Annotated in this window: 12 protein-coding genes; 4 read left to right on the top strand and 8 right to left on the bottom strand. The window is 48.0% G+C overall.

Going from position 1 to position 16,580, the window contains the following annotated elements:
- Positions 1–15 precede the first annotated feature (15 nt).
- Positions 16–525: a sigma-70 family RNA polymerase sigma factor gene (locus H70357_RS16685; protein ID WP_231578443.1), complete on the bottom strand. Its 510-nt coding sequence runs from the start codon at positions 523–525 to the stop codon at positions 16–18.
- A 198-nt stretch (positions 526–723) separates the two neighbouring features.
- Between H70357_RS16685 and H70357_RS16680 the strand changes: the two genes are divergently transcribed.
- Positions 724–909: a hypothetical protein gene (locus tag H70357_RS16680; protein ID WP_038591695.1), complete on the top strand. Its 186-nt coding sequence runs from the start codon at positions 724–726 to the stop codon at positions 907–909.
- A gap of 49 nt (positions 910–958) precedes the next feature.
- Here the strand turns inward: H70357_RS16680 and H70357_RS16675 are convergent, their stop codons facing one another.
- On the bottom strand, positions 959–1,549 hold the full coding sequence (locus H70357_RS16675) for a TetR/AcrR family transcriptional regulator (protein WP_038591692.1): 591 nt from the start codon (positions 1,547–1,549) through the stop codon (positions 959–961).
- 205 nt (positions 1,550–1,754) lie between these two features.
- Between H70357_RS16675 and H70357_RS16670 the strand changes: the two genes are divergently transcribed.
- Both H70357_RS16670 and H70357_RS16665 read left to right on the top strand, forming a co-directional pair.
- Positions 1,755–2,960 (top strand): MFS transporter, encoded by a 1,206-nt coding sequence (locus tag H70357_RS16670; protein WP_038591688.1) that lies wholly within the window; start codon positions 1,755–1,757, stop codon positions 2,958–2,960.
- 194 nt (positions 2,961–3,154) lie between these two features.
- A complete protein-coding gene (locus H70357_RS16665) occupies positions 3,155–3,958 on the top strand; it encodes a polysaccharide deacetylase family protein (RefSeq protein WP_231578442.1) in 804 nt (267 codons plus the stop codon).
- 57 nt (positions 3,959–4,015) lie between these two features.
- Here the strand turns inward: H70357_RS16665 and H70357_RS16660 are convergent, their stop codons facing one another.
- From H70357_RS16660 to H70357_RS16640, 5 genes are all read right to left on the bottom strand, one after another.
- Entirely contained in the window at positions 4,016–4,609 is a 594-nt protein-coding gene (locus H70357_RS16660; protein ID WP_038591685.1) for a TetR/AcrR family transcriptional regulator, read from the bottom strand.
- Between the two features lie 43 nt (positions 4,610–4,652).
- Positions 4,653–5,423: a flavodoxin family protein gene (locus tag H70357_RS16655; RefSeq protein WP_038591683.1), complete on the bottom strand. Its 771-nt coding sequence runs from the start codon at positions 5,421–5,423 to the stop codon at positions 4,653–4,655.
- A gap of 185 nt (positions 5,424–5,608) precedes the next feature.
- On the bottom strand, positions 5,609–9,061 hold the full coding sequence (locus H70357_RS16650) for a discoidin domain-containing protein (RefSeq protein ID WP_038591677.1): 3,453 nt from the start codon (positions 9,059–9,061) through the stop codon (positions 5,609–5,611).
- A 165-nt stretch (positions 9,062–9,226) separates the two neighbouring features.
- Positions 9,227–9,904, bottom strand: a complete 678-nt coding sequence (locus H70357_RS16645; RefSeq protein ID WP_038591674.1) for a DUF6273 domain-containing protein — start codon at positions 9,902–9,904, stop codon at positions 9,227–9,229.
- A 277-nt stretch (positions 9,905–10,181) separates the two neighbouring features.
- A complete protein-coding gene (locus H70357_RS16640) occupies positions 10,182–12,854 on the bottom strand; it encodes a family 78 glycoside hydrolase catalytic domain (RefSeq protein ID WP_038591671.1) in 2,673 nt (890 codons plus the stop codon).
- Between the two features lie 134 nt (positions 12,855–12,988).
- Here H70357_RS16640 and H70357_RS16635 point away from each other — a divergent pair, with 134 nt between their 5' ends.
- Positions 12,989–13,861: an AraC family transcriptional regulator gene (locus H70357_RS16635; protein ID WP_038591668.1), complete on the top strand. Its 873-nt coding sequence runs from the start codon at positions 12,989–12,991 to the stop codon at positions 13,859–13,861.
- 449 nt (positions 13,862–14,310) lie between these two features.
- On the opposite strand, the gene H70357_RS16630 is transcribed toward H70357_RS16635, so the two are convergent.
- Positions 14,311–16,572, bottom strand: coding sequence for an amylo-alpha-1,6-glucosidase (locus H70357_RS16630; RefSeq protein WP_052092070.1), 2,262 nt, complete (start codon positions 16,570–16,572; stop codon positions 14,311–14,313).
- Positions 16,573–16,580: the final 8 nt, after the last annotated feature.

Below are 16,580 nucleotides of genomic sequence, written 5' to 3'. Positions count from 1 at the left end.
TCACCTCCCGTATCTCTACAGATAATCCCGCAGCTGCTTAAGTCCCTCGCGAAGCCAGGTTTTAACCGTACCCTCCGGTTTCTGCAGCACATTGGCAATTTGGGCAGTTGTCATGTCCTGGTAGTATTTTAGAATCACCGCATGCCGGTATTTCGGCTTCAACCGGTCCATCGCCCGTTCCAGGTCAATCCGTTCATTGCTTTTCATTTCCTGCGCCGCTTCTTCTATCAGCGTCTCCGCCGGAAACACACGTTTTTTGCGCCTGAGTTCATCCATGCAGCAGTTGATGGTAATTCGTATCACCCAGGATGTAAAGGCTTGCTCGTCTTTGAGCTTTTTGCGCTTGATCCATGCCCGGCAAGACGCTTCCTGCACCACTTCCAGCGCGTCAGCTTCACTTCTCAGGTAGCTGAACGCGATCGAGTACAACTTGCGGTGCTCCACATACAGCCGCTGAAAAAAAGCTTCTTCATCCATCTCGGCAACATCCACCATTCTGACCTCTTTCATCGTATTTTCTACCATCGCCACTCCCCCTCTCTTTCTTTAGTGTTGGCATGTAGAAGAGGCCCTCTGAAAGAGTTCATGTAAGTAAGACGCCTTTCAACGGGAAAACGATTGATTTATTTTTACCGCGCTCACATGTTATACCGCAGATCAACCTTCCTTTAATGTTCTCAAAAGGTTATAATTAACTAATAATGAAGCAAGGAGCTGATTTATATGTTTGATGGCAATAACTCTCCTCCACCCCGTACAACGGACCATGTAGGCCATAAAGCCAACTTTGATGTAAACGAACAGAAGCTTCACTCCCGGGGCGTTCCCAGTCTGTGGGATGAAATATCCAGCTGGCTGATCATCGCCGGAATCATCGCTGGAATATATCTGCTTTTCAAAATATTTTAGATCAATAAAATGACCGTATCCAGATAATTCACCTGGACACGGCCATTTTTCATTTATACGTTGCAATGGGAGCAACTCCCTGAAAACCAAGCTTTACAAGTTTCTGAATATAGACATCGTCAAGTGTTTCACCGGTTAATAATAATCTGTAGAAAATAGGTCCATAAATGAGATCCGTACATATCCCGATATCGAGTTCTGCATTTAGCTCCCCCCGCTTGACGCCTTGCTCCAATAGTTGTCTGGCCTCCAGCCTGCGCGGCTGAAAATACCGTGTCCGGTACGCCTCTGCCAGACCCTCATCGAGTTGTCCTTCACCGATAATCTCGGTAATCATTTTGCCTTCCCGGCTAATCAGGAAACGGGCCAGATTCGTGGCGTGGATAAGGATGTCCTCGTACACCGAACCTGTATCCGGCAACGGCAGCCTTTCTGTAGTCGCTGAAAGGAAGCCATCCATTACAACTGCCGCTTTATTGGGCCACCACTTATAGATCGTAGCTTTGCTAACCCCGGCACGCTCTGCAATTTTCTCAACGGTTACTGCCGCAAAACCATGCTCAAGAAGCAGTTCATAGGAGGATTTCAAAATCGAACTCTGAGTCTCCATGTTGCGTGGACGCCCTCGTTTGGTATTCACACTATCAGTCCCCTTCGCAAAATAACTTCACAATCCCATATTTATAAATACTATACGTTCATTATACTTAATCTCCCACAAAAAGAAAATCAAAATTACCCATTTACAAAACGATACGTTCAGTATATTATTTGATTATGAATTAGTGAACTGAACGTTCAGTATATTATTTAAACCATACTTTTATGAAATGAGGAGGATTACAATGCAAAATGAACAAGAAGTGAAGGGTCAGCCTATTCCGGGATGGATTACCTTTCTGCTCGCGGCCTCTTGCGGTATCATCGTTGCCAATCTTTATTACGCACAAACGTTAGTGGGTCCGATCAGTGCTGCAACAGGGCTGTCCTCAGCAGCAGCAGGATTAATAGTTACCATTACTCAAATCGGTTATGTTCTGGGTCTGCTGTTCATTGTACCGCTTAGTGATATTATCGAAAACCGGCGTCTTGCCGTGGTTTCGCTGATCGTCGTCGTGATTGCTCTAGTGGCCGCGACTTTCGTCCATCACGCAGCACTGTTCCTGACGGCTTCCTTTTTTATTGGATTAGGTTCTGTAGTCGCTCAAATTCTGGTCCCTTATGCTACTTATTTGGCTTCTGAAGAACAACGTGGACGTGTAGTGGGAAATGTGATGAGCGGACTTCTGCTCGGCATTATGTTCTCCCGTCCATTAGCCAGCTTTACTGCAAGCTTTTGGGGATGGCGGTCTGTATTTGCAATCTCCGCGGTTCTGATTGCCGTACTGTCGGTCTTGCTGTCGCGGATTCTTCCGAAACGTATGCCCTCGCGGGCAATGAACTATGGAGAGTTAACCCTGTCGCTGGTTACTTTATTCAAGCAAACGCCGGTATTGCGGCGCCGCGCCTTTTATCAAGCTTCTCTTTTTGGAGCCTTCAGCCTTTTCTGGACTGCGGTCCCTTTACATTTGGCAGATGAGTTCGGATTGTCCCAGCAAGGGATTGCATGGTTTGCTTTAGCCGGTGTGGGAGGAGCCGTAGCGGCTCCAATCGCCGGACGTCTGGCGGACAAAGGCTGGACCCGCCGTTTAACCGGACTGGCGATGGTTTTGGCTACACTTTCCTTTCTGTTGGCTTTTCTGCTTCAAGGCCATTCCAGAGCAGTCCTTCTCCTGCTTGTACTCGCCGCTATTACCCTGGATATGGCTGTGTCGGGAAATCTCGTGCTTGGACAGCGTGCAATTTATTCACTCGGGAATGAGGCCAGAGGCCGTCTGAACGGTCTGTTCATGTCCATATTCTTTATGGGCGGGGCTATTGGATCCTCCTTGGGAGGCTGGTCCTATGCTCATGGCGGCTGGAGCTTCACCTCTTTGATCGGAACGGTCTTGCCGCTGCTGGCGTTGCTTTACTTTTTTACGGAGAAAAAAAGCGGAGTGAACAACGTTTAACCTTTTACTGAGACACGGATGATATTTAGTGCTTTTCTGAAACGGCCCATAGTGGTAAAAAAGGCGTCCCATCTGCAGAAACTCAGCTGAAGGGACGCCTTAAGTGTAAAAAACCTCCCAATTTTCCGGGGAGTTACACTATAATAAAGCTTAACAGGCTTGTTTACATAAATGAACATTAATGGAGTGTGGTAATGATGAAGCTGAAATTTAATTTATTTCCCGGCGGGATGTCCAAAGCACTCACCATGAGCTATGATGACGGGCATAAACACGATATTCGTCTGGCCGGAATATTTGATCAATACGGGATCAGAGGAACCTTTCATCTCAACAGCGCAATGCTGAATGCTCCCGGATTTCTTACAAATGATGATGTACGGGCCATAGCCCGCAATCACGAAATATCGGCGCATTCTGTAACCCACCCGCATTTGGACCGACTGCCATTACCCATGGTGGTAGAGGAGCTATTGGAAGACCGCAGACGGCTGGAGCAGCTCGTAGACTATCCGATTCGGGGAATGTCTTATCCCTATGGTTCGTATTCGGCAGCTATCATCCCTCCGCTACAAGCAGCAGGTATTGAATACAGCCGTACTGTTGTTTCCACCAGACAGTTTGATGTCCCTCTTGATTTTATGGAATGGCATCCGACTTGTCATCACAAGGATGAGCTTGAGGGGATTTGGGAGCGCTTTACTACCGAAGGACCTTCGCAGAAGTTTAGGCTCTGCTATGTTTGGGGGCACAGCTTTGAGTTCGAGCGCCAGAACAACTGGGAACTGATCGAAGCCTTTTGCCGGAAAGCCGGCGGTCACTCCGATGTATGGTATGCAACAAATGTCGAAATCATGGATTATATTCAGGCTGTCCGTTCCTTGAAGTTTAGTGTCGACCGCAAGATCATCCGCAATCTTTCCTCCGTGGACGTTTGGCTATCCATTAATGACGAGCCCGTTTGCATTAAAGGCGGCGGTACCTATATCTCAAATTAATCCAGTGAACAAGCTGCCGGTTCTCCCGGCAGCTTATTGCGGCTGCTTAACTTCAATCTACATAGGTTTAGCCTGCGGATGATCAGTCAACCCCTTCATTACAAACTCCGCCATGTAATCCATAATCTGCGGAAAATGCTGAATCCCGATTTCATCTTTATGGGTGTCTATAATAATAATTCCTGTGAAAAAAGCCATGATCAGCTCAACATCCAGGTCATTTCTTATCTTTCCTTCAGCTTGCCAGCATCTGAACAGTTCTGCAAAACTGTCATATAAGAAATCAACCTGTTCGACGCCGTTCTCTTCACGGTATTGTTGCTCAATCTTGACGAAAACATCTTTATTAAACCATTCTTTAAGGATCGGGTTTGAATTCATCCCATTAATGTTTAATGCTATTAATTTTTTGATCAGCGGCAGAGGTTCCTCGTTTAAGTCGATTGATTTCATAATGCTCTTTTTCAGCTTCACATTTTCTTCCAGAAAGATCTCCAGAAACAGCTTCTCCTTAGAAGAGAAGTAATTATAAAATGTGCCTACTGCAATCCCGGCCGCCTTTGTAATGTCGGAGACATTGGTTTGTTTAAAACCTTTCGCACTGAAGATTGCTTTACCATTGTTAAAAATCTCTGTTTTCTTATCCTCCACTCTATTGCCCTCCGATAGATAGATATATAGTTACTGTAACTTGCTATGAGCGTTTAGCCATTCTTTTTCCCATTCCATCGAAAATACGACCAGCCATTTTTTTGACGAGCCCTAAGGAAACCGGGTAATAGTACCCCGATTCAAACCAGCCGTTTTCCTTGTAATACCGGTAATCCTTAGACTTATCGTCGAGCATTAGCTGAATGCTGGTACGGGACATACGGAATGTCATCAGCCTGAAAAAAGAAGGAACTGGTGGTGCTGGTCGCATAAGGTTCTTGTAAAATCTCACAGAGGCTTTTTTGATTTCCCGGGTTATTTTGTTCTGCGCAGCTTCACTCCGGGGCTCAAGCGTCGTCAGGACACAGCCTTTGGAAACCCGAAATCCGAAGTTACCCCCCATACTGCTAAGATACTTAACGATAGCGTTGCCTCCAAAGATTCCCTGATTAACAATAGCCGTAAAGGTCTTCCCGAAAAAACGCGGTCTATGGAATGTAAAAGCAAGCCGGTCCAGCAGGTTCTTCATTGGTGCGGATACATGAAATGCGTAATTGGGAGTGGCAAAAATAACTCCGTCTGATTGGATCATCTTTTCCATCAGAATGTCACGATCATCATGCAAAGGGCAATATTCCTCCCCTTTATCAAAACATACCTTACAACCCCGGCAATATTCAAGCTGATAATCTTTCAGAAATACGATTTCGAACTCAATATTACCATAAGCTTTGAGATTACGCTCAAATTCACATACTGCCTTGTAAGTCGAATGCTTCTGATGATTTCCGATAAATGCAGTAACTTTTTTCATTGAAGCCCCTCCAGTATCTTCTGTGTTTAAGTCAAGCTTAGTGGTGAATGAATTAATTTTTATTCATTCATATCATAACATGGATATTCAGCTCTGTCAGGATTGATATCCAGGTTTATACAAAAAGGCCCTGCCCGAGATATCCCTTAATGGAATCCTTCTCAGGCAGGAGCCTTTAGTTAATCTTATTGAATGGTCAACTTAAACCCATTTTGGATGAAGTATAACGCTGGATAAGCGATATTACTTGTCGTCAGGTTCTTGAACGTTGCGGAACCATTGCCGGTATAAGTGTAGATCGCCGCACCCGGATGAGGCCCCGCGAACCGCGAGGTGGTAATCCCGTCAAGTCCAGTACCGTTAATATTGATGTTGTTAAACACAATATTCTCGAATCCGCTTCCGTAGCCGAACTGAACTGCATCCCGCTGAGTGTTGATGATATCAATATTGGTGAATGTTACGTTCTTGATCGGATCATTGGAAGCCTCCAGATCTATCGCTCCGCGTTCTCCATCGTACAAGTCTTTACTGGTTCCGCTGTTGATTATGGTTGTATCCGAGAATACAATGCCGGTATTGTTCTGGAAATGATATCCCGGGAACACCGTGTTCATTCGGATTCCGGAACCTCCAACGGTGTCAATGATGTAATTATGATCAGCCTTATGCCCGCTTCCGCCAAAGAAGGCAATAGCCGCTGCACGCCAGTTATTCTCGATCGTATTGTAGGAGAAGCTATTGTTTACACCCGCAGGTGCACCATTGGTATTGCTGGTCCACACCGCAAGACCGTCATCTCCGTTATTCCGCACGCTGCTGTTACGTACGGTGGAGTTGCTTGTTCCTTGGGCGAAGTTGATTCCGTCGGCGAGGTTGTTGCGGATGCGGCTGTTCTCGACCACCAACCCGCTGGCATAGATTGCCGGAGTATGCCCATAGTCCCCAACCCACATGCCGCATTCAAAATGCTCTACCCAGACGTCATGGATGATGGAATTGGTTCCAAAATTGTCCATGAAACCCTTGTAAATCGCATTTTGCCCATATCTGGAACGCAGATTCGAATTAAGATACACATTGCTGAAATCAAGCTTGCCTGTTATTCGGAGCGAAATGCCTCCACCCGCCGCATTTGGATTGGTAAACTGGAGATTTGTATGCCAGTAACCCGCTCCAGTAATTGTTATGTTGCTTATCATTTTACTGATCGAGCCAATCTGCCAAATGCTGCTGAGGTTGAAGGTTCCTGCCGGAATGTAAAGTGTTTTCCCGCCTGCAACTGCTGCAGTAACAGCAGAATTGAAAGCAGCAAGATCATCCTTATTGTCATTCGCCACTGCCCCGTAATCCGTTACAGAGACTGCACCTGCCGGACGTGAGACAGCCGTCGGAACGGGCTCAATTTCAATGAAATCCACACCATATTCCAGGCTGTCCCCGTTATTCTTCTGAATGCGTATCGTATCTCCCGGTTGCAGCGCTGTGTCCATTTTCCAATGCACTTCATCAAAACGGAACAGCGGGCGTCCTGCACTAGGTGCATCTCCCGGCATATCGCCCGAGAAATACTGCCAGCTGTAATAGGAGGTCAGCGGAATAGTCTTGGCCTTGACTCCATTTACATATACATCCAGCGAACCGTTAAGCCCCATACCGTCTGCCGAATCTGGCATGGTGAATCTCATGGTTACACCCGCACCGCCTTCACCCGGTCTTACTGTCCACTGGGCATAAGAACCGTTCGAGGGCAGTGCCACATAACGCTGGCCGGAAGCTTCCGAAGCAATCAATGCCTGATTGAACGTAGGTGCACTCTTCAGGGCTGCAGCTCCACCTCGGGCAGCGTCATCGGTGTCGTACCGTGTATAGGGTACACTTGCCCCACGAAGAGAATATACAACCAGATTTGTTGTATTTACATTGTTAGCCTGCTTTGCCGTCACTTCGTTGGCGTCTGCGGCAACGGTAGTAGTTACGGTATAGTTGCCATTAAGCGCTGCCCAAGTCCCCGGAATTGCAACATGAACAGATGCTCCGGCAGCGAGGGTACCACTGTAGGAACCGTTAAAGGTTTGAATGGTTGAACCTGCAGAATTCTTAAGAACTACAGTGACTCCATGGGCACCATTTGCTGAATCCATGGTTCCCTGATTTTTAAGATTCACAGTAAAGTTGACAGCGTTATTGGCAACCGGGTTGCTTGGTGTCCACGATACTGTACCCACCAGATCTGAGCTAGTCACAGGAGCGACAACGAGCGATGCTGCATTCGTATAGCTGTTGTTGGTGTCGTTCTGCTCGATTATAAGGTTGCTCTCATCAACTTTGGCGTTTAAGGCGTAGGATGCAGCGGCTTTTGTTCCTATATTCAGCGAAACGTTCGCCGACCCGCCTGCCGCTAATGCGCCTACCGGGGAAGTTCCGGCAAGTTCACGGTTCAGGTAAAAATTCACCGTAGAGGCTGCGGAACTTGCATTGCCGTTGTTCTTAACCGTTGCATTCAACGTGATCACACTGCTCTCAACAGGAGCGGCAGGTGTCCAAGATATGCCGCTAATCAGGAGATCCGGGTTCGGTGCAGGTGTGCCGAATACTTGAAATTCAGCAATTTGTCCGGCCGGTGCGCCGGAATTTGCTGTGACTTTAAGCTGTATACGTTTGACCGTTGCGGTCACCGGAATAGTGACCGTATTGCCGGAGGCCGGATTAAACGTATACAATTGTGCAGATACCAGACTGCCAAAAGCCGTCGTGTCCTGGTTATGGCCGAGCACTTGAATGGTTTGTGTGCGCGTACCCCATTCAGTGGACGGATTAAGCTTGAGCACCACCGATGTAACGTTATAATTTGCGCCGAGATCAAGCGTTAATGTACTTGGATTGCCGCTGCCTTCCCAGTATGTGCTTGTATTATTATCGTTTGCATTAGCAGCCACGAACGATTGAGTACTTGAGGATGCGCTGATTGTTTTGCCGGTGGCAATGTTGCTGCCCGGAGAAGTCGTTGGAGTTGCTGTCGGGTTGACTGTTGGTGTCGGTGTAACCGTTGGTGAAGCTGTTGGTGTAATTGTTGCTGTAGGAGTTGGAGTCGCTGTTGGTGTTGGTGTTGGCGTAATGCTGCCGGTACCATAAATTTCGAATTCAGAGAGTTGTGCAGCTGGCCAGCCGGTATTGGCTGTTACTTTCAGACGGACGTAACGTGTACTGACAGCGGTGAAATGAATGGTAACTGAATTGCCAGCCACCGCCGGATTAAATACGTACTCCTTGGATCCGACAATATCTGTAAACGTTGTGCCGTTCGTACTGCCTTGGATGGCAAGCGTTTGTGTACGGGTTTCCCAGCCTGCAGGAACTTTGAGTACAATTTGATCCATGCTCGTACTTGCTCCAAGATCGACACTAATCCATTGGGGGAATGCACTGTTCGTGCTTTCCCAGTAGGTTTCCTGGTTGCTGTCTTTGATGTAGTCCGGGCTGTACGTTTGAGATTGTCCACTCGACGTTACGTTCTTTCCCAGCGTCAGGTTCGTTCCGCCAGCCGCAGATACGGGTGCGAAAGGCCCAACGGCCGGGAACCAGCTTGAGATCAGCAGAATGACTACAAGTGAGCCTGCAAGATACTTGCTGCGCATTATACTCCTCCTCCAAAATGTGTAGGTGCTTGATCGTAGCTGTAGCCGATGCTCCTCCTTTCTATGCAATACACCTTCATTATAGAGATTACGCAGCATAACCTATGAGAGGTATTTCTACGGAAAAGATGGCCGATTCCATGAATATTCCAGCGCCGATCCTTATCATTGAAAATGTATTACTAAAGCGGGACGCACACCGTAACAAGCTAAGTTGACACGTCCATAACTGCGAATACTGCTGCGAGGGCCAATAAAAAACGCGCGTGAAGAACTGCCATGCTGAGTTCTCAGCCACCACCAGGAGCAGCCCGATTCTTCACCCTCCTCGGTGATATAGTCATTTTTTACTTTTTTATTATACACGTACAAGTGGCATCCATCGTTCTTTTTTATTCTGGCAAATTCTGTTGCTATTGCCCGACGTTTCGCACTTAAAGAGACTTCATCAAGTTTATAGGTCAGTTCTTTCACCTCAGAAACACTGGGCAAAAAAACCTTGTCCTCCGTGTCTGCACTACCCTCTCCATTGTCAGCGCAATGTGTAGTCTTGATGAACCTCTTCTCGGAGTCATTGAATGCGGCATTATAAAACTCATCGTTCAGCCACCTTCGCAAATCAGAGTCACGCCATGTAATATCAGCATTCTCCCCATGATATCGCCTGCAGTCCAAAATGTACTCGCTCAAAATGAATAACTCACTACCCGAATTTTGCAGCACCCGCCACTTAATTGGTGTTCTGTCCTCGCCGCCAACCGTCTGCGGATAAGTGCCGAAAGTAAAGATTTCGCCGGGCTTTGCGCTCAAGTGCAGCGTGAAAGCAACGTTATCTTTTTCCAAGTAAGATCTCCTCCTTTCGTTTCTAATGTAATCGTACAACATTTATGCAAGTGCTAAGCTAAACCCGCCAGACCCTTGATTAGCCGCAATATCAATTTAAAAAAGTTTAGCAATGTACTTTAATGTTTTCCTCTAAGTTTTGTCTGCAGTTAAAACGTTTGCCAGAGCGTAAGTGCAAAGATCATAGAGTAAAATTAAGCGAAAAAAAACAGCGGCAGGCTCTCACTGTGGAGTAAGAACCTGACACTGCCGAGTCTGAACAGAGCAATTACGGCATTTACAAAGGATACCCGTAAGTAAATTGGTAGCTGCCCGATCCCATTTCTATTTGCACACCAGTTTCTGCAGGCAATGTGCTGTAGATGCCTTCAGCCTGCTCCACCGGAACGCGGCTCTCAAGCAATCCCTGCAGCGCTGCTCCCGGAAGTATAACTACCGCACTTGTATTTGCGGGGACTGTAATCTGAACTTCCATACCGCCATCCTCCAGCCGCCGCCATGACGAAGCCACTGTGCCATACATGGTTTCTAGGCTGGCTTTGGCGAAATCCATGCCTTGGCCCGGTCTCGGACGGATATGAACCTTCTTAAATCCCGGCTCAGCTTCGTCCGGCCCGATTCCGGCAACATAACGGTACAGCCATTCTCCGATTGCTCCGTATGCGTAGTGATTAAAGGAGTTCATGTCTGCACTCCAGAAGCTGCCGTCCTCCTTGATCCCGTCCCAATGCTCCCAGATCGTAGTTGCCCCTTTAGTCACTTGATAGAGCCAGGATGGATAATCCTTCTGAAAGAGCAGCTTGTAGGCAAGGTTGTTGTGCCCGCTGTCACTAAGTACAGGATTCAGATAAGGCGTGCCCACAAAACCTGTCGTCAGATGATCTCCGGCTTCGGCGAGCAGTTCTGCCAGTTTCAGGATTGCCTGCTCCTTTGCTGCCCCGTCTATAAGATCAAAGCGCAGCGCCAACACCTGAGCCGTTTGGGTGGGGACGGATAACTGCCCGTCTGGATTCACATATTCTCCGTGGAAGGATTCAAGGATTCTTCGATGTAATTCGCGGTAATCATCGGCATCCTTTGTATTTCCCAGCGCGGTAGCAGCTTTAATTGTCAGTGAAACCGAATAGGCATAAAATGCGGTAGCTACGTAATTGGGATCTGTGGCTCCAACATAGCTGTCCGGCTTTGAATCCAGCGCCAGCCAGTCCCCGAAATGAAATCCGGTATTCCACAAATAAGGATTGTCTCCCTGGGCGCGAATATATCCCACCCAGCTTTTCATACTCTCATACTGTTCTGCTAGAAGCCGTTTGTCGCCGTACATTTCATAGATCGTCCATGGACAGACTGCAGCTGCATCACCCCAAGCTGCCGACGAGTTGCTTGTCTCTCCCCAGCCGTCAGAGAAAGCTTCCGTCAGGTTGGGAACATAAAACGGAATGCCTCCTTCAGGGGTCTGATCCGCCTTCAAATCCCGCAGCCATTTGGTGAAGAACGGCGCAGTGTTCATCAGATACGAAGCTGTACGGACAAACATCTGCGCATCACCGGTCCAGCCGAGCCGTTCATCCCGCTGCGGGCAGTCGGTTGGCACATCCAGAAAGTTCCCCTTCTGCCCCCAAAGAATATTGTGATGCAGCTGGTTCACCAAGGGATCCGAACACTGGAAGTCCCCGGTACGCTCCATATCTGAATGCACCACCACACCTGTGAAATCCTCAAGTTGAACGGTTTCCGGGAAGCCTGTAAGCTTCACATAACGAAACCCCTGGAAGGTGAAATGAGGCTCATAGCCCTCTATTTCATCACCCTTCAGCGTATAGCGGATGAGCTGCATCGCACTACGGATATTTTCCCGGTAGAAATTGCCGTCCCCGTCCAATATTTCGGCATGCTGAAGTTCAACGGTCTCCCCGGCCTTCCCCTGTACCGAAAATTTGAGCCAACCGACCATGTTCTGCCCCATATCCAGAACTTTATCGCCTTGGGGAGTTGTCAGCAGTGCAATAGGCTGCAGACTCTCATTCCGGGTTACAGGAACATTTTCCTGTGCCACAATTATATCTTTGGAATGCCCGATGACAGCAACGGGATGCCATCCTGCTTCCGGTGTACTCATAAGATTACGCTCCAGCCGTGCATCGTAAGTCTCACCCATATAGATATCCGACATGCGGATCGCGCTTTCTGCCGCCTCCCAGCCTTGCCCGGTATGGATGCGCTGCGTACTGCCATCCGTATATTTTATATGAAGTTCCAGTAAAAGCGCTGTTGTTGATCCATAGATTTTTTTCTCCTTTTTCCATCCCAGATGTCCCTTGTACCAGCCATTCCCCAGCAGTGCGCCTAGCACATTTGTCCCCCCGGACAGGAGATTGGTTACGTCATACGTTTGATACTGTAAGCGTTTACCGTAACTCGTCCAACCGGGAGTGAAATAGTGATTTCCGACACGCCGGCCGTTCAACTGCAGCTCATACAGACCCAGTGCGGTAACATAAATTCTTGCACTTGCAACCGTCCCTTTAAGCTCAACGAATGTACGAAGCTGCGGGCAAACCTCGGAATCTTCAGTGAAATACTCGGTTGGAGCACTGATCCACTCTCCCTCCCATAGCTCACCCATTAGCCCGGTTTCAAAAAATGCAGTCTCCGACCAGCGGGAGCACACTCCGGTTTGATCCCATGCCCTAACTTGGTAATAGTAACGCGTGCGCGCGTCCGGCTTCACCTGATCTAGCGCGACATGAATGGACTGCGATGACTCCACTCTGCCGGAATCCCAGCGCATTTCACGGTAGCTGCTATCCACAGCAACCTGAATCTGGTAAGCAGCCTGTTTGCAATCTCTGCGATCCGTTACCAGCTGCCAGCTGATTTGGGGTGCAGCGAGATCGATGCCGAGCGGGTTTTGTTTGTACTCACAGCGAAGTTTTTCTATTGCGAACATATCGGTGTGATCCTCCCTCTATAGCTATAATTTAATCATTGCTCTATAATTATAGCTTCGGTACCGCTTTCATTACCCGGCAATACGGTCAATATATCCCTGAAATCATGCCATTTTTTATAGGAGGAGATTACATGCAACGATCCGCACAATTGTTCAAAAGCGAGAGTTTGTTGAAGAACAATCTGCACTTGCTGGTCAACCGCTACGCGGAAAACTTCTTCGCTCCTTATCACTCCCATGACTTTATTGAATATTGCTACGTCGCTGAAGGGCGGGGTTTTCATCACATTGATCAAGCTGTGATTCCGGTTCGCAAAGGCATGCTGTTCGTGATTCCGGTGGGCGTTTCCCACGTGTTCCGGCCGGCCACATCTCATCCAGAACAGGACCGTTTGATAGTCTATAACTGTCTTTTTGATGATCATATGGTGGACCGTTTGTCCGCCCTGCTGCAAGAAGAATCACCAATTATAGAACATCTGCAGTCACTCGGCAGCAGGGGATCAGCTTATTTTTCCGTCTCGGATTGGGACGGCTCGATAGAGAAACTAATGCTGAATCTCCACCGCGAAATGTCTGTGCCTGGCATCGGCTCCGTAACTATGCTGCAAACACTGCTAAGCCAGCTGATAGTCACCGTATACAGACAACTATATGCGGATCAAGACAGGTCCACAATCGAGGCTTCCGATTTCGCCCAGGTCATTCTATTTATGGAGCAGAAGCTTTCCGAGGGAATCACTCTTGCCCATCTGGCCCAAATGTCCCGCTGGAGCAGCCGGCATCTTCAACGCATGTTTCTCAAGCATACCGGCCAGTCCTTTGGCTCCTACCTGCAGCATCTGCGGATTCAAAAAAGCTGCGAACGGCTGCGCACCTCTGATCTCAAGATCAGCATGATTGCCGAGTCGGTAGGATACCGGGATATTGACACTTTCAACTCCGTATTCAAAAAAATTGTCGGTGAGCCGCCAATGGCGTATCGAAAGCGACATCGAACGTAACCTTTCCTCTATCAAAAGTGGAAACGGCCTCGCCTTCCTCATATAAATTATATTTTTAAAAAACCGCCCAAAAGGGCGGCTTCAACATTCTTTTGTTCTAAGGCGTATCTTCAAACCGCTTCCCCGCCAAAACCTGCTGCTGTATGCCCTAAGGAATCATGGGTACTCTGAGCACGAACGGACCGAGTTGCACTTATTTGGGGCTTTTAGCCTGTTACAGTAGGAAAACGGACTCCAGCGCAGTTATTTCTCCCTGCTGGCCGTTTTTAGATAGAATGCAGAGCAGATAAGGTCGCCCGGGTCCGCAAAAGAGAATAAACAGGGGTTTCACTCTCCATAGCGCCTCCTGAGCCCGTTACGAATAAACAAACCCGCTGCGGGCTTTAGGGCCCCTACTTTCAATACTAAATCTCTGCTTCCCCAAAGCTCTTCCAGTTTGAAGATATCCTCTAGTCACTCGGGCTTTCTGCTGAAACATTGTACCGCCGCATCACCGGATGCGCATTCAGAGGCAACGGCTCTGCAAATTTGACATCCTTAAAGATCTGATCGCTTTGCGACTGCCACCGTGTTCTCTCTTCTGATTGTGGGATGACAGTGCTTGTAATGATCTTACCCTCCGCATCACGCTGAGTAATCTTTAATGTATGCTCAGTCCGGTTAATCTCCAGCATGGTATTGGATTCAACCTCTATTCTCGCGATCTCAAAAGGCAAAATATCAATAATTACAGTCAGCCCAATTCCATTAAAGCTGTATTGATAGGTCTGTCCGAAAGCTTCCGCGGAATAGGCTGCATTAATACTGCCGTTACCTACTTTGACCTGATAGTGCAACTCTTTGATCTCTTCAGGGATTCTTGGTGCAAGCGTAAGCGTGCGGCGGATCATATCCGGCCGGATGCCAAGAAAATATTGGTACCAGACCCGCAGCTGCTCCGCATTGGACCAGGCCTGCAAATAAGCTCCAGTTAGCTTCGCCCAGTCCTCACCCTCCTGAGGGTAAGCATCCAGATTCTCACTCAGTCCTCCGACTACACCCAGATTCAGCGCTTGCCAGTTCATATTTCGGAACAGCTTGTATGCCGTTTCTGGCTGGCCTGCTTCAATCATCCGCTGCATGGCGATGCCGTTTAACCAGGTCCATACCGCGCCGTTGTGATAAGCTTCATCTTTGTGATAAAGCTCCGTTAAGTGAAAGGGATGGAACAACGGATGCTGACGGTCTAGTGAGGCAACTCCCCAAGGATAAGCCAGTTCCTCCCATGCGGTGCGGATAACTTTGCTCTTATATTCACTGTCTTCGAGCATATCCAGAGCAAACAGCTGGTTCGGACGCAAGGAGAATTCCGCTTCGCCCTCCGCAGTCAACCGGTCTGCCAGATAAGGATGTGCCTGATCACGGAAATCCAGCTCGAAATTGCCTTTTAACTTCTCAGCAATGGCATCCCATTTGGCTGCATTTTCTTGATCGTTCATAACCTCCGCAAAATATACGCCCGCACGAAGCTGATTGTACCAAAGCGCTTGTATATCATTGGCCCGGGTATCCCTTGGCGAATAAGAATTCAGATCGGCATCGCGGGCATCCATCCACGTTTCATTGTCTTTATGTGTAAGATATCCTTTGTCATCCACCCAGTTGCGGATCGATCCTTCTATACTGTTCTGCACCGCCGGGTATAGCTGTGTGATGATTGCAGTGTCACCGGAGTATTTTACATAATCCTGCAGCTGGATAATAAAACGTGGTGTACCGTCAGTGGTATGGTAATCAATGTTCTGGGGAGCGAGAATATTCGGCACTCTGCCGAAAGTTCTGGACGACTCCTCCGTATCCTGAAATTCCGCAAAAGATAGCAGGATATGCTTGGCCGTCTCAAATTGTCCGCTAACGAGCGCTGCACCCGGAAGAGCAATAAATTGATCGCGCCCCCAGTACTCATTGAACCAGGGCAGACCGGCGTAAATCCCCTCTCCCTGCTGCCTTGTCACCAATTGATCCATCGTGAGATTCAGCCAATTCAGCGCAAGGGTGAGCGACTCCGAGCTGGAATCCACATATACATTATGGTTCAAAAAGTCTTCCATCCGCTTCACACGATCCGCTTTCCAGCGGACAGCATGTTTCTGGGCATCCTGAATCAAGGCAGTTGCCTCAGCGGCCGATTTGCCAACCGCAATGTAAAAGCCGTCTGAGTTGCCAGAGCTGGTTACAATCCCGTTGTCCATAGACAGCGGCTGGATGTTCTTGGAGCTTACAGCAATAATCCAGTCTCCCTCCATGGAGGCAAACAAAGCAATCTGATGATTTAGTGCTATACATTCAACATTCTCACCGTTTATGACAATTCCGGCAGCCTGCCCGGAGCCGCCTTCCAGACTTACTTCTATTACATTTTTATAATCAAACATCCAGAGCTCTTCGGTCAGTTCCCCGTGTTTGCGAAGCATTTTATAGGGATACACCCAGACATCCGACTTTTGATTATCTAGCTTTTGCTTATCTATATATAGAGAATATCCGCCGAAAATTCTGTTCTTGGCCACATTGAATCCTTCAAAATGGGCATGCTCCGGATGATTCGTCAGGTGCGATTGAGTGAAGTAAAAGGCCGCTTCCTTATTGGTAAAAGAAATGCCGCGATTGGCGTCTTGTGGTACAAACATTGTCATCGATTCTAGAATAGCTGGTTTGCCCTCTGCATTCATTAACATTA

The organism is Paenibacillus sp. FSL H7-0357 (assembly GCF_000758525.1).
Lineage (GTDB): Bacteria > Bacillota > Bacilli > Paenibacillales > Paenibacillaceae > Paenibacillus_AQ.
Note: the sequence above shows the minus strand (reverse complement) of the source record. Positions and strands in the feature narration are given on the sequence as shown.

Excerpts from the sequence above, each read along its gene's own strand:
- H70357_RS16685 (WP_231578443.1), bottom strand. The coding sequence starts at position 525 with ATGGTAGAAAATACGATGAAAGAGGTCAGAATGGTGGATGTTGCCGAG.
- H70357_RS16680 (WP_038591695.1), top strand. The coding sequence starts at position 724 with ATGTTTGATGGCAATAACTCTCCTCCACCCCGTACAACGGACCATGTA.
- H70357_RS16670 (WP_038591688.1), top strand. The coding sequence starts at position 1,755 with ATGCAAAATGAACAAGAAGTGAAGGGTCAGCCTATTCCGGGATGGATT.
- H70357_RS16665 (WP_231578442.1), top strand. The coding sequence starts at position 3,155 with ATGATGAAGCTGAAATTTAATTTATTTCCCGGCGGGATGTCCAAAGCA.
- H70357_RS16655 (WP_038591683.1), bottom strand. The coding sequence starts at position 5,423 with ATGAAAAAAGTTACTGCATTTATCGGAAATCATCAGAAGCATTCGACT.
- H70357_RS16650 (WP_038591677.1), bottom strand. The coding sequence starts at position 9,061 with ATGCGCAGCAAGTATCTTGCAGGCTCACTTGTAGTCATTCTGCTGATC.
- H70357_RS16640 (WP_038591671.1), bottom strand. The coding sequence starts at position 12,854 with ATGTTCGCAATAGAAAAACTTCGCTGTGAGTACAAACAAAACCCGCTC.
- H70357_RS16635 (WP_038591668.1), top strand. The coding sequence starts at position 12,989 with ATGCAACGATCCGCACAATTGTTCAAAAGCGAGAGTTTGTTGAAGAAC.
- H70357_RS16630 (WP_052092070.1), bottom strand. The coding sequence starts at position 16,572 with ATGAATGCAGAGGGCAAACCAGCTATTCTAGAATCGATGACAATGTTT.